This window comes from Micromonospora sp. CPCC 205554 (assembly GCF_036902745.1).
Taxonomy (GTDB): domain Bacteria; phylum Actinomycetota; class Actinomycetes; order Mycobacteriales; family Micromonosporaceae; genus Micromonospora; species Micromonospora tulbaghiae.
In genome coordinates this window covers 1-13,197 of the sequence record NZ_JBAKHP010000021.1, presented here as the reverse complement: position 1 = coordinate 13,197, position 13,197 = coordinate 1, and the positions used below count along the sequence as shown (strand labels likewise).

The following is a 13,197-nucleotide window of genomic DNA, read 5'->3' as shown; positions in this document are numbered from 1 at the left end:
GCACCCAACCCTCCCCGAGCCCGGTGCCGTCGCGGGCCCGGCGGGCCTAGGCTCGTCAGGTGACCGCCTGGCCGGGCGCCGTCCGGCGCGTCGAACCGCACCTGCCGGTGCTGCTGGCCGCAACGGTGGCCGCCGCCACCTGGGCCTCGGCGACCGGCGGGCTCGGTGTCCGCTCGCCGCTGCCGACCGCGGTGATCCTCCTGCTCGCGCTGGCCACCGGTGCGTCGGTGCTCCCGTCACGCCGCTGGGTGCTACCCGCCGTGGCCGCCGTGTGCTGGCTGGTCCTGGCTGCCTGGGCCGCCGTCGTGGTCGCGTCCTGGCGGGCCGGCACCGGACTGCGGGGCCGGCAGCTCGCCGCGTACCTGCTCGGGACGTTCCCGGTCATGCTCGCGGGAATGGCGGTCGGCAGCGTGATGGGTGGCGAACGCCGCCTGGTCATGGCCACTCCCGGAAACGCGGTGGTGTTCTACGCCTGGCTGGTGATCGCTCCGGCGATCGTCGGGCTCTGGATCCGGGCCCGCCGGGACGCCCTGGCCGCCCTGCGGGACCGGGCCGAGCGGCTGGAGCGCGAGCAGGAGGCGCGTGCCGACCGGGTACGGGCCGACGAACGGGCCAGGATCGCGCGGGAGATGCACGACGTCGTGGCGCACCGGGTCTCGCTCATGGTGGTGCACGCGGGCGCGCTGGAGGTGACCACCGCCGACCCCGCCACGGTCGAGACGGCCGGGTTGATCCGGTCCACGGGCCGGGCCGCTCTGACCGACCTGCGGGAGGTGCTCGGCGTGCTGCGTCAGGAACGGCCGCTCCCGGCCCCGGGCTGGGACACGGTCGACGATCTGGTCCGTGAGTCGCGCGCGGCCGGACTGCGGGTGAGCCGGACGGACGAGGGAACGCCCGGGCCGGTACCGGACGCGGTGGCCCGGACCGTGCACCGGGTGGTGCAGGAAGGGCTGACCAACGCGCGGAAGCACGCCCCGGACGCGGCTGTCGACGTGTGCCTGCGGCACCTGGCCGACGGGGTCGAGGTCAGCGTCCGCAACGACCCGTCCGACAGTGCCGGCCCGGTCCTGCCCGGCGCCGGGCTCGGCCTGGTGGGCCTGCGCGAACGGGTCGAGCTGACCGGCGGGCGGCTGACGGCCGGACCGACCCCAGGCGGGGGATTCCTGCTGCGCGCACTGGTGCCGGCCGGGGAGGCGTCGTGATCCGGGTCGTGCTCGCGGACGACGAGCAGCTCATCCGCGCCGGGTTGCGGCTGATCCTGGAGGCCGCGCCGGACATCACCGTGGTGGGTGAGGCCGCCGACGGCACCGAGGCACTGGCCGCCACCGTGCGGCTGCGCCCGGACGTGGTGCTGCTGGACGTCCGCATGCCCGGCGTGGACGGGCTGACCGCGGCCCCCGCGATCGTGGCCGCCGGACCGAAGGTGGTCATGCTGACCACCTTCGACCTGGACGAGTACGTGCACGAGGCGCTCCGGGCCGGCGCGGTCGGCTTCCTGCTCAAGGACACGCCGCCCCGGGAACTCGCCACCGCCGTGCGGACCGTCGCCGCCGGGAACGCCATGCTCGCGCCGACCGTGACCCGGCGGCTGATCAGCTCCTTCGCCGAGCGTGGCCCGGCACGGCGGGAGGTCGCCCGGCAGCGGCTGGCCCGGCTGACCGAGCGGGAGGCGGTGATCGTCCGCGAGGTGGCCCGGGGGGACGGGAACGCCGAGGTGGCGCGCCGGGTCGGCACCAGCGAGGCGACAGTGAAGACGCACGTCAGTCGCGCGCTGGCCAAGCTCGGCGTGACCAACCGGGTGCAGCTCGCCATCCTCGTGCACGACGCCGACCTGCTGGACTGACGGCCCCGGCCCCGGCCCGGCCCCGGTTCCGGTCAGCGGCGGGCGGCCCGGGCGCGCGCCCGCCGCCGGCTCCAGCGGGCGGCCTCGAACAGGCCGGTGACGGCAAGCGAGATGGCGACGCCGGCGAGCAGGCCGGACAGCGGGTTGTGCTCGAACGCCAGGCCGCCGAAATAGCCGAGGAGCCCGCAGTAGATCCCCCAGGTGACGCACGCCAGGCCGTCGTACAGCAGGAACGTGCGCGCCGGATAGCGGACCGCGCCCATGGTCAGCGTGACGGCGGTCCGGCCGCCGGGGACGTACCGGGCGGTGGTCAGGATCATCCCGCCGCGCCTGTCGACCGCCCGGCGGGCCCACTCCGAGCTGGCCCGCCGCCTGCTGTCCGCCGGGAACCGGGCCAGCCGGTGCGCGCCGCCGCCGCGCCCGATCGCGTACGAGATGTGGTCGCCGACGAGCGCGCCGAACGCGGCGGTCACGATCACCAGCGCCAGGTTCGGCTCGCCGCCCGCCGCGAAGACCCCGGCGGTGATCACCACAGTCTCGCCGGGTACCGCCGGGAAGAACGCGTCGACGGCGGTGACCGCGACGATCACCAGGTACACCCACGGCGACGTCACCGTGTGGTGCAGCAGGTCGAGCACGTCCCCCATGCACCCATGCTCGGTGGTGCGGTGTCAGGCAGGGGCGCTTCTCAGGCAAAAGGCGTCGAGCAGGGGCCCTTCCTTCGCCTCGGCCGTGGGGCCGTGCGAGGTGAGCACCACCGGCGCCCCCAGCGCCTCCGAGACGGCCGCCGGCCAGTCGGTGGGCGGCTCGTCCAGCACCGGACGGGCGCGCAGCAGCCGGCGGGTGAGCGCGGCCTGGCGGTCCAGGTCACCGGCCGGGCCGGGGACGAGCCGGTCGATGTCCTCGTACCGGCGGCAGATCCGCAGCTCGGGACTGGCCAGGTCGAGGTGGGTGAGCGCCAGGCCGTCCACGCCGCCCGCCACCTCCAGCGCGTACCGGTGGGCGACCGCGTCGAAGTGCCCGAACCGGAACCGGCCCTGCCAGGGATTCGCCGAGTTGTGCCGGTCGGTGAACGGCAGCGCCGCGTCCTCGGTGACCAGCGGCCCGGGGCCGTGCCGGGTGGTGGTCGTCCGCAGCACGCCGAGCCGCTGCGCGGTCCCGGCCATGCCCGCCTCGGCCAGCAGCGTCTCGGCGTTGGCGAACGTCGTGGTGCTCCACGTCGTGTACGGGTGGAAGCCGTGCCACTCGTCGAGCAGCACCCCCTGCGCTCCCTCGAACACGCAGGTGCCCTCGCGCAGCGCGCCCGCGAGCCAGCTCCGGTCGACGATCGCGACCCGGCGCGCGAAGGCCGCGTAGGCGGGCAGGCAGTCCTCCACCGGTGGCGCGTCGAGCGGTCCCAGCTCGGCGGTGAGCCGGTCGCGCAGCGCGGTCAGCCGCCGGCGCAGCACGGCCGGGCGGCGGCAGTCCGCCACCCGGGGTGCCTCGTCGGGGTGGGCGAGGCCGTACGCGACCGCCTCGCCCACCCCGAGCCCGCAGGAGCCGTGCCGGTCGGCTCCCCGGGCGATCTCCCGGGCGCGATTCGCGGCCCGGTGGTACGGGGTGGCGAGCAGCGCCTCCCCGTCCACTGTCAGACGGTCGAGCGCGTCGGGCACGCCGACCGACGCGAGGTGGTCGGCCTCGGCGGCCAGCGCCAGCGGGTCCACCACCACGTGCCGCGCCAGGTGCGTCCGTACGCCCGGACGGAACGTCCCGGCGCCGAACTGCGCGAACGTGTGGTGCCGCCCGTCGCGCAGGACGACGTTGTGCGCCGCCTGCGCGCCCCCGTTGAACCGGATCACCGTGTGCACCTGCCGGGTGGCGCAGAGCAGGTCCACCACGGTGCCCTTGCCGGCGTCGCCGTAGCCGAGGTCGACCACCATCACGTGGTTCACAGCCGGGTGACCCCGCTTCCGCCGTCGGCCGGGCTGAACGGCAGCGTCGCCACGGTGCGGCGGCCGGAGCCGAGCCGGGCCAGCGCCCTCGACACCGTCCGGGTGGCGGTGGAGCCGGCCCGGTCCAGGTCGCGCAGCCCGGCGTCCAGGTCGATGGCCTGCTCGCCGAGGCCGACGGTGAGCGCGATCGTCTCGCAGACCGCGTCCAGGTCGTCCAGCTCGACCGCGTTCTGCCCGAGCAGGCCGCGCCAGAAGTCGAGCACCTTGCGGTTGCCCGCGTAGTGGCTGCCGGCGGGCAGCAGGTAGTAGGTGTCCCAGCGCGCGGTCACCTCGTCCACGATCTGCCGGACCGGCACGTCCTCGCGCAGGTCGTCGCCGATCAGCCGGGCCACCTCAGCGGTCTTCACGGCCGGGTACGCCAGCTCGTCGCCGATGATGAACAGGTAGCCGCGCCGGCCGCGCTTGTCCCAGCTGTCGGTGGCCGTGTGCCGGGCCATGAAGTACAGCGCCAGCTCGTACGACTCCATCATCTGGCCGCCACCGCCGCCCTCCAGCACGATCCGGCCGAGGTCGTCGTCCATCCGGTTGTCGGACTCGAACTGCCCGACCTGCAACGGCACCCGGTCGCAGGTGGCGTCGCCGATCGCGCCGAACATGACCTGCGGGTCCTTGGCGTACCCCTGGCGCAGCAGCAGGCCCAGCAGCTGCGGCAGCTTGCTCTGCAGCACCCGGGGCACGTGCCCCATCGAGCCGGTGACGTCGAACAGCACGGCGATCGGCGTCGACTGCGGGTGCTCGGCGGAGTCGCGGCTCTCCCGTGCCGCGTCGCGCGGGTCGAGCGCCGGGTGCACCTTGCGGGCGCCGCTGTCGCTGTACGAGAACGCGCTCTTGCCGGTGCGGCGCCGGTAACGGTCGGCGGCGTCGTACACGTCGGTGGACCAGATTCCACTGCCCATGGCAGCCTCCCTACGGGTTGAGGGTGAAGGGTCGGAAGGTGCGCGGCCCGTACAGCCGGTGCAGCACCTCGTCGAGTTCGCGCAGCAGCCGCCAGGCGTCGTCCGGCCGGGTGGCGAGCGCGGTGCCCTGGCAACCGCCCGCGAAGGCGCGCAGCTCGCGCGGCGCGCGGTCGCCCATCAGCCAGGTCATGCAGCGGGCGGCCATCGCGATGTCGGTGCCCGGCCCGCACTGCCGCTTCGCGGCGACCTCCGGCGGATACCAGTCCTCGTGGCCGGGCACCAGCGCCGGCACGAGCCCGCCCGGCTCGGCCGAGAAGCACCAGTCGACGAGCACCACGCCGTGCGCGTCCGGCTCGATCAGCACGTGCCGGGGCAGCACCGCGCCGTGCACCACGCCGGCCCGGTGGGCCAGGCCGAGCGCCACGAGCAGCCGCCGCCACATCCAGGCCGCGTCGCGCGGGTCCAGCCCGTCCGGGTACGCGCGGCGCACGTCGTCCAGGCTGTGCAGCCCGGGTACTGTCACCAGCTCGTTGACCTGCCGCTGCACGCCGGTCGACGGGTCACGCGCCGGGTAGGAGTCGACGAGCCGGGGCACGTACGCGAGGTGCCGGGCGTCGCCGTGCTCGGCGATCCGGCGCAACGCGCGCGCCTCGCGGGCCATCAGGTCGTTGTCGCCGGGGTGCCGGGCCACCTTCAGCAGCCGCCCGTCCCCGTGGTCGTGCAGGTCGGCGATGTCGCCGGCGTACATCGGGGCGGGGGTGCGCCACCGGGTGGTGACTGTGACGAGCGCGTCGGCGGCGGCGGCGCGTACCCCCGGGTCGGCCGCGCCCAGCCGGTCGGGGTGCAGCGCGCCGACCAGTTCGCGGTAGCGACGGGCCGGCGCCTCGGTGCCGAACAGGTCGGCGTCGGTGCGCGCGGCGGTGACCAGCCGGATCGCCTCCTCGGTCCTCACCGCACCGTCTCCTCCCGGGCGGGGCGCAGCAGCGCCGGGTGCAGCAGCCGGGCGTCTCCGGCGCGGTAGAGCTTGGCCCGAGGGCCGCCGCGCGCGCCGCCGCGCTCGGTGCTGGCGCCGGTGCTCTCCACGAAGCCGGGCACCGAGAGCACCTTGCGGTGGAAGTTGCCGGCGTGCAGCGGATGCCCCCAGACCGTCTCGTAGACCTCCCGCAGCTCGGTGATCGTGAACTCGGGGGCGAGGAACCGGGTGGCGAGCGGCGTGTACTCCAGCTTGGAGCGGGCGCGCTCCAGGCCGTCGTCGATGATCCGGCCGTGGTCGAAGGCGAGCTGCCGGCTGGTCAGCGCGGTGACCGGCAGCCAGATCGCCTCGTCGGCGTCGGTGTCGGCGACCGGGTCGGGCAGGTCGGGGGCGAACGCCAGGTGCGCCACCGAGACCACCCGCATGCGCGGGTCGCGGTCGGGCGCGCCGTAGCTGCCGAGCTGTTCGAGGTGCACCCGGCGCAGCCGTTCGCCGCCGAGGCCGGTCTCCTCGGCCAGCTCGCGCCGGGCGCCCGCGGCCAGGTCCTCGCCCGGCTGGACGAAGCCGCCGGGCAGCGCCCAGTGCCCCGCGTAGGGCGGCGCGCCCCGGCGGATCAGCAGCAGGTGCAGCGCGCCCTCGCGGATGGTCAGCGCGACCACGTCGACGGTGACCGCGACCGCCGGGTAGTCCCGGGGGTCGTACCCGGCGAGGAACTCCTGCTCGTTCACGGTCACTCACTCTCTCAGGTTGAGAACAACTCAATCTGAGAAGAACTTAGCGCCGAAAAGAGGGGACGGCAAGTCCCCTCTTTCGCTCAGCGCACGGAACCGGCCAGATGCGGCCTTCCGTCCCGGGCGCTGTGCAGCGCGAAGTCCCAGCCCGCGCCCGCCGCCGAGGCGCTGAACGCCACAGTCGACGGCAGCGGCACCGGCAGCTTGAACGACACGTCCACCGTGTACGCCTCGGGCAGCCGGGGCTCCAGCGCGGCCAGGCAGCGCGCCTTGCTCCACATGCCGTGTGCGATCGGGCGCGGGAAGCCGAACAGCCGCGCGCCCAGCTTCGAGGTGTGGATCGGGTTGTGGTCGCCGGAGACGCGCGCGTAGTCCGTACCGACGCGGGGCGTCACCCGCCACCGCGCCGAGGAGGCCGGCGGTGCCGGGCGGTCACCCCGGTCGCGCCGTGGGCCGCCGCGCTCCTTCCCGAGGTACGTGGACACGCCGCGCCACACCTCCTCGCCGCCGATCGACCCGACGAGCACCACGTCGAGCTGGCGGCCCCGCTCGTGCGGGCGCAGGTTCTCCGCGTACGTGTGGAAGTCGACGCGCTCGCCGACCTCTACCGGCCGGTGCACGGTGATCCGGTTGGCCACGTGCACCACGCCGGTGAGCGGGATCGGGAAGCCCGGACCCGTCATCAGCCGCAGCGACAGCGGGAACCCGAGCACGTGCAGGTACGTCGCCGGCAGCCGGTCGGTCAGCCGGAACCCGCACACCCGGTCGTAGTCCGCCAGATGCCCCGGATCCACCAGGACCCCACCGACGGCGAGTTCCAGCGCCGGCACGTCCGTCCCGCGCCGCCCCCCGACCCCGGGCACGACTCCCAGCAGCGCCCGCCGATACAGCGCCCCACTGGCGGGCAGCCGCTCCAGCTCCACCCGCCGCCGCCCCGCCGCCCCTTCGCTCGGTTGATCATGAAGTTGGCCGCCTCGTGGATCTCCAGAAGTGCCGTCAACTTCATGATCGCCGGACGCTGGGCGGGCGTTGGCCTGGGCCAGGGCGGCGGCCCGGGCCGACGTCAGGTCGCGGGTGGGGCCCTCGATCAGGTCGTGCAGGCTCAGGTCGTCGTCCTCGTGGTCCTTCGCCATCACGCCCCCAGCAGGCTCTGGCCGCAGACCCGGACCACGTTGCCGCTCACCGCGCCGCTCGCCGGCCAGGAGAGCCAGCCGATCGTCTCGGCCACGTCCACCGGCAGGCCGCCCTGGGCCATGCTGTTCATCCGCCGTCCCGCCTCGCGGATGGTCAGCGGGATACGCGCGGTCAGCCGCGTCTCGATGAAGCCCGGCGCGACAGCGTTCAGGCTGATCCCGCGCTCGCGCAGCACCGGGGAGAGCGAGTCGACCAGGCCGATCACGCCGGCCTTGCTCGTCGCGTAGTTGGTCTGCCCCCGGTTGCCGGCGATCCCGGCGATCGACGAGACCGACACGATCCGGCCGCCCGCCGGGATCAGGTCGCGTTCCAGCAGCACGTCGTTGATCCGCTCCTGGCTGGACAGGTTCACGTCGATCACCGAGTCCCACCGGTCGGCGTCCATCCGGCCCAGCGTCTTGTCCCGGGTGATGCCCGCGTTGTGCACCACCACGTCGACCCGGCCGTGCCGGGACGCCAGATGCTCCGCCAGCCGGGTCGGCGCGTCAGGCGCGGTCAGGTCGAGCTGCACCGCGCTCCCGCCGATGTCGTTCGCAACGGCGGCCAGTTCGTCCCCGGCCGCCGGGATGTCCAGCGCCACCACCTGGGCGCCGTCGCGGGCCAGCACCTTCGCCAGCGCCGCGCCGATGCCCCGGGCCGCGCCGGTCACCAGCACCACCTGCCCGTCCAGCGGCCGGTCCCAGTCGGCCGGCGCGACGGCGGTGCCGGTGCCGACGCGTACGACCTGGCCCGAGACGTACGCGGAACGGCCGGAGAGCAGGAACCGCAGCGTGGACTCCAGGCTCACCGGGGTGCCGGCGTCACCCTCGCGGGTCACGTAGACGAGCTGGGCGGTCACGCCCCGGCCGAACTCCTTGCCGATGCTGCGGGTCAGGCCCTCCAGCGCGCGCTGGGCGGTAGCCTCCCGGGGGGAGCCGCACTCGGCCGGCGGGGTGCCCAGCACGATCACCCGGCCGCTGGGCAGCAGCGAGCGGGCCTGCGGGTGGAAGAAGTCGTAGAGCTGGCGCAGCCCGGCGGAGTCGGTGATGCCGCTGGCGTCGTACACCAGGGCCGCGAAGCGGCGGTCGGCGTCGTGGGCGGCGACCGGGTCGGCCAGCTCGACCCCGGCGGCGGTCAGGATCTTGCCGGCCGGCTCGGCGATCCGGCCGCCGGTCGAGGCGCCGAGCAGGACCGGCCCGGGAACGAGCGGGTCGCCCGGCGTGTGCCGGCGCAGTCGGGGCGGGTCGGGCAGCCCGAGGCGCTTGACCAGCGCGCGACCGGCCCCCGTCTGGACGAAGCTCGCGTACCTGTCGGTCATAGGCGTAGCCTACTGGCGAGTAGGGTTCGGGCAACAGTTTCGAGGGAGGCCGATCGTGCAGAGTGTCCGGCGGGTCGCGGTCATCGGGGGCAACCGCATCCCCTTCGCCCGGTCCAACTCGCGCTACGCGCACGCGTCGAACGCGGACATGCTCGGCGCCGCGCTCGACGGGCTGGTCGCCCGGTTCGGGCTGGCCGGCGAGCGGGTCGGCGAGGTCGTGGCCGGCGCGGTGCTCAAGCACTCCCGCGACTTCAACCTCACCCGCGAGGTGGTGCTCGGCTCCCGGCTCGACCCGCACACCCCCGCGTACGACATCCAGCAGGCCTGCGGCACCGGACTGGAGGCGGCCATCCTGGTCGCCAACAAGATCGCCCTCGGGCAGATCGAGGTCGGCATCGCCGGTGGCGTCGACACCACCTCGGACGCGCCGCTCGCCGTCAACGAGGACATGCGGCGCACCCTGATCCAGCTCAACTCGGCCCGTACGCTCGGCGAACGGCTGAAGATCGCGGCGAAGCTGCGCCCGCACCAGCCGTTCAAGCCGGACATCCCGCGCAACGCCGAACCGCGTACCGGGCTGTCGATGGGTGAGCACGCGGCCCGCACCGCGCTGCGCTGGAACGTCGACCGCGCCGCTCAGGACGAACTCGCGCTGCGCTCGCATCAGCGGCTCGCCGCCGCGTACGACAGGGGGTTCTTCGACGACCTGATGACCCCCTACCTGGGGCTGACCCGGGACCAGAACCTGCGCCCGGACACCAGCCTGGAGAAGCTCGGCTCGCTCAAGCCGGTCTTCGGCGCCTCCGGCGCGGACGCCGAGCGGGCCACCATGACCGCCGGCAACTCCTCGCCGCTCACCGACGGCGCGTCGACGGTGCTGCTCGCCTCCGAGGAGTGGGCCAAGGCGCACAACCTGCCGGTGCTGGCCTGGTTCTCCTGGTCCGAGGCCGCCGCCGTCGACTTCGTGCACGGCGACGAGGGCCTGCTGATGGCCCCCGCGTACGCGGTGCCGCGAATGCTGGCCCGGGCCGGGCTGAGCCTCCAGGACTTCGACTTCTACGAGATCCACGAGGCGTTCGCCTCGCAGGTGCTGGCCACCCTCGCCGCCTGGGAGTCGCCGGAGTTCTGCAAGGAGCGCCTCGGCCTGGACGCCCCGCTCGGCTCGATCGACCGGGACAAGCTCAACGTCAACGGCTCGTCTCTGGCGGCCGGGCACCCGTTCGCCGCCACCGGCGGCCGGATCGTCGCCACGCTCGCCAAGCTGCTGGACTCCAAGGGGAGCGGGCGCGGCCTGATCTCCATCTGCGCCGCCGGCGGGCAGGGCGTGACGGCGATCCTGGAGCGCTGACGACGACGCCCGCCCGGTTGTTCGCCGGGCGGGCAACCCGCGTGCCGGCCCGTTCCGTCCCCTGGGCATGAGGCGAACGAGGAGCGGCCCCCCGTGACCGGGCGTGACGAGGAGTTCCGCGACTACGTGACCGCCCGGCTGGAGCCGCTGCGCCGCACGGCGTACCTGCTCTGCCGGGACTGGCACACGGCGGACGACCTGGTGTCGATCACGCTGGGCAAGCTCTACCGCAACTGGCGGCGGGCGCTCGGCGCGAACAACCTCGACGCGTACGTCCGGGGGATGCTCACCAACGCGTGGCTGGACGAGCGGCGCCGCCCGTGGCGGCGGGAGCACAGCACCGACGAGGTGCCGGACCGGGCGGACCTGGCGGCCGGGGAGCCGTCGGTCGGTGAGCGGGAGATGCTGCTCGACATGCTGGGCCGGCTCGCGCCGCGGCGACGGGCGGTGGTGGTGCTCCGCTTCTACTGCGACCTGTCCGTCGAGGAGACCGCGCAGATCCTGGGCGTCAGCACCGGCACCGTGAAGAGTCAGGCCGCCCGCGCGCTGGAGACGTTGCGGCTGCTCGCCTCGCACCATTCGCCGGTGGAGAGCGGGAGGCAGCGATGACGTACCGGCAGATCTTCGACGAGGCGATCGGCGACGCGCCGCCGACGGCGGTGGACGTGGACGCCCTGGTGGCGCGGGAGGGCCGTCGCCGGCGGCGACGCCTGGGCGCGTACGCCTCGGCGACAGCGGTGCTGGCGCTGGCGCTCGGCGTCGGCGTGGTCGTGCAGCCGGGGGCGTCCGGTGGCCCGGCGCCCGCCCACTCGGCCGCGCCGTCCGCCACCGCCCGGAGCGAGCCGGAGCGCCTGCAGGTGGCGATCCTGGCCGCGTTCCACCGGGAGGCACCGGACCTGCGGTGGGTGCTGGGCGCGTCGACAGCCGACCGCGAGACCTGGGACGGCCCGGTCACCGACGAGCCGCCGTGGTCGGTGCAGCGGTTGCAGTGGGAGTCCGCGACCGGCTGGTTGGCTGTGGGTGTCGCGGCCCGGGGCGAGGTCCGGTCGTACCTGAACATCAACGTGGGCCGGGTGCGCCCCGGCCACACGTCGGGACCGGACCGGTGCCGCCTCGGCGAGGTCACATGCCGGTCCTTCACCGGTCCCGGGGGCGAGCTGGTGGTCGCCAACGACGCCGAGGGCCGACGCCTGGTCGGTCCGGTGACCGAGCGGACCGTCCTGCGTAGCGTGACCGTCAAGCGGGCCGACGGCGCGTTCGTGTCGGTGCAGACGCACTCGTCCACCGACCGGCATCTGATGACAGTCGAGGAGATGGCCGCGGTCGCGCTGGACCCGGAGATCCGGCTGGGCTGACGGTGTGTCCCGGTCCGGCCCGCCCACAGGCCGGACCGGGTACCGGCGTCGCCGGGGCCGGCCCGGGCGTCGTGAAAGACTGAGGTACGTGACGACGATCCCGAACGTGCTCGCCAACCGGTACGCCTCGCCCGAACTGGTCGCCCTCTGGTCGCCGGAGGAGAAGGTCCGGATGGAGCGCCGGCTCTGGCTGGCGGTGCTCAAGGCCCAGCGTGACCTCGGCGTGCCGGTGCCGGACGGGGTCGTCGAGGCGTACGAGCGCGTGGTGGACGACGTCGACCTGGCCTCGATCGCGGCGCGCGAGCGGGTCACCCGGCACGACGTGAAGGCCCGGATCGAGGAGTTCAGCGCGCTCGCCGGGCACGAGCACGTGCACAAGGGGATGACCTCCCGAGACCTCACCGAGAACGTCGAGCAGCTCCAGATCCGCGCCTCGCTGGAGCTGATCCGGGACCGGGTGGTCGCCACGCTGACCCGGCTGGGCTGGCACGCGGGCGAGTACTCCGCGCTGGTGATGACCGGCCGGTCGCACAACGTCGCCGCGCAGGCCACCACGCTCGGCAAGCGCTTCGCGTCGGCGGCGGAGGAGCTGCTGATCGCGTACGAGCGGCTGGAGGACCTGATCGGCCGCTACCCGCTGCGCGGGATCAAGGGGCCGGTGGGCACCGCCGCCGACCAGCTCGACCTGTTCGACGGCGACGCCGGCAAGGTGGCCGAGCTGGAGCAGCGGGTGGCCGGGCACCTGGGCTTCCGCCGGGTGCTGGACAGCGTCGGCCAGGTCTACCCGCGCTCACTGGACTTCGACGTGCTCTCCGCGCTGGCCCAGGTGGCCGCCGCGCCGTCGTCGCTGGCGACCACGATCCGGCTCATGGTGGGCCAGGAGCTGGTCACCGAGGGCTTCAAGCCGGGCCAGGTCGGCTCCAGCGCGATGCCGCACAAGATGAACACGCGCTCGTCGGAGCGGGTGAACGGCTTCGCGGTGATCATCCGGGGTTACCTGTCGATGGTCGGCGAGCTGGCCGGTGACCAGTGGAACGAGGGCGACGTCTCCTGCTCGGTGGTGCGCCGGGTCGCGTTGCCGGACGCGTTCTTCGCCGCCGACGGGCTGTTCCAGACGTTCCTCACCGTGCTGGACGAGTTCGGCCCGTACCCGGCGGTGATCAACCGGGAGCTGGAGCGCTTCCTGCCGTTCCTCGCCACCACGAAGATCCTGGTGGCGGCCGTGCGCCGGGGTGTGGGCCGGGAGGTCGCGCACGAGGTGATCAAGGAGCACGCGGTGGCCGTGGCGCTGGCCATGCGGGAGAAGGGCGCGGCCGAGAACGACCTGTTCGACCGGCTGGCCGCCGACGGCCGGCTGGGCCTGACCCGGCCCGAGATCGACACCCTGGTGGCCGACCGCAACGCTTTCGTGGGCGCCGCCACCGACCAGGTCAACCGCGTGACCGCACGAATCACCGAGATCGTGGAAACCCACCCCCAGGCCGCGGCCTACTCCCCGCCCCCCATCCTCTGACAGTGATGATGTGGGAGCGGGTCACCCGGCCGGTCTGACTCACCCTCTGACTGACC

Annotated in this window: 13 protein-coding genes; 6 read left to right on the top strand and 7 right to left on the bottom strand. The window is 74.3% G+C overall.

Translation table 11 applies throughout. The annotated features are described in order from the left end of the window. Positions 1–59: 59 nt before the first annotated feature. Entirely contained in the window at positions 60–1,202 is a 1,143-nt protein-coding gene (locus V6U82_RS22570; RefSeq protein ID WP_334464270.1) for a sensor histidine kinase, read from the top strand. Next, positions 1,199–1,843, top strand: coding sequence for a response regulator (locus V6U82_RS22565; protein ID WP_128138266.1), 645 nt, complete (start codon positions 1,199–1,201; stop codon positions 1,841–1,843). The genes V6U82_RS22570 and V6U82_RS22565 overlap by 4 nt, the downstream gene beginning before the upstream one ends. A 32-nt stretch (positions 1,844–1,875) precedes the next feature. Here the strand turns inward: V6U82_RS22565 and V6U82_RS22560 are convergent, their stop codons facing one another. From V6U82_RS22560 to V6U82_RS22530, 7 genes are all read right to left on the bottom strand, one after another. Next, on the bottom strand, positions 1,876–2,490 hold the full coding sequence (locus V6U82_RS22560; protein WP_334464268.1) for a DedA family protein: 615 nt from the start codon (positions 2,488–2,490) through the stop codon (positions 1,876–1,878). Between the two features lie 24 nt (positions 2,491–2,514). Continuing rightward, complete coding sequence (locus tag V6U82_RS22555; RefSeq protein ID WP_334464266.1) at positions 2,515–3,774, bottom strand: adenylosuccinate synthetase; 1,260 nt, start codon at positions 3,772–3,774, stop codon at positions 2,515–2,517. After that, positions 3,771–4,730, bottom strand: a complete 960-nt coding sequence (locus V6U82_RS22550; RefSeq protein ID WP_334464264.1) for a hypothetical protein — start codon at positions 4,728–4,730, stop codon at positions 3,771–3,773. The genes V6U82_RS22555 and V6U82_RS22550 overlap by 4 nt, the downstream gene beginning before the upstream one ends. 10 nt (positions 4,731–4,740) lie before the next feature. Further along, on the bottom strand, positions 4,741–5,682 hold the full coding sequence (locus tag V6U82_RS22545) for a serine/threonine protein kinase (RefSeq protein ID WP_334464262.1): 942 nt from the start codon (positions 5,680–5,682) through the stop codon (positions 4,741–4,743). Then, on the bottom strand, positions 5,679–6,437 hold the full coding sequence (locus V6U82_RS22540; RefSeq protein WP_334464260.1) for an NUDIX hydrolase: 759 nt from the start codon (positions 6,435–6,437) through the stop codon (positions 5,679–5,681). The genes V6U82_RS22545 and V6U82_RS22540 overlap by 4 nt, the downstream gene beginning before the upstream one ends. A gap of 80 nt (positions 6,438–6,517) precedes the next feature. Then, positions 6,518–7,567 (bottom strand): MaoC/PaaZ C-terminal domain-containing protein, encoded by a 1,050-nt coding sequence (locus V6U82_RS22535; RefSeq protein ID WP_334464258.1) that lies wholly within the window; start codon positions 7,565–7,567, stop codon positions 6,518–6,520. After that, entirely contained in the window at positions 7,567–8,925 is a 1,359-nt protein-coding gene (locus tag V6U82_RS22530; protein WP_334464256.1) for a 3-oxoacyl-ACP reductase, read from the bottom strand. Before V6U82_RS22530 ends, V6U82_RS22535 begins: the two co-directional genes overlap by 1 nt. A gap of 55 nt (positions 8,926–8,980) precedes the next feature. Between V6U82_RS22530 and V6U82_RS22525 the strand changes: the two genes are divergently transcribed. From V6U82_RS22525 to purB, 4 genes are all read left to right on the top strand, one after another. After that, positions 8,981–10,273, top strand: a complete 1,293-nt coding sequence (locus V6U82_RS22525; RefSeq protein WP_334464254.1) for an acetyl-CoA C-acetyltransferase — start codon at positions 8,981–8,983, stop codon at positions 10,271–10,273. A 93-nt stretch (positions 10,274–10,366) separates the two neighbouring features. After that, positions 10,367–10,882: a SigE family RNA polymerase sigma factor gene (locus V6U82_RS22520; RefSeq protein ID WP_121682930.1), complete on the top strand. Its 516-nt coding sequence runs from the start codon at positions 10,367–10,369 to the stop codon at positions 10,880–10,882. Beyond that, positions 10,879–11,628 (top strand): hypothetical protein, encoded by a 750-nt coding sequence (locus V6U82_RS22515; RefSeq protein WP_334464249.1) that lies wholly within the window; start codon positions 10,879–10,881, stop codon positions 11,626–11,628. Before V6U82_RS22520 ends, V6U82_RS22515 begins: the two co-directional genes overlap by 4 nt. Before the next feature lie 88 nt (positions 11,629–11,716). Further along, positions 11,717–13,141 carry an adenylosuccinate lyase gene (gene purB, locus V6U82_RS22510; RefSeq protein ID WP_334464247.1) on the top strand — a complete coding sequence of 475 codons (1,425 nt, stop codon included), beginning with the start codon at positions 11,717–11,719 and terminating at the stop codon, positions 13,139–13,141. Positions 13,142–13,197: the final 56 nt, after the last annotated feature.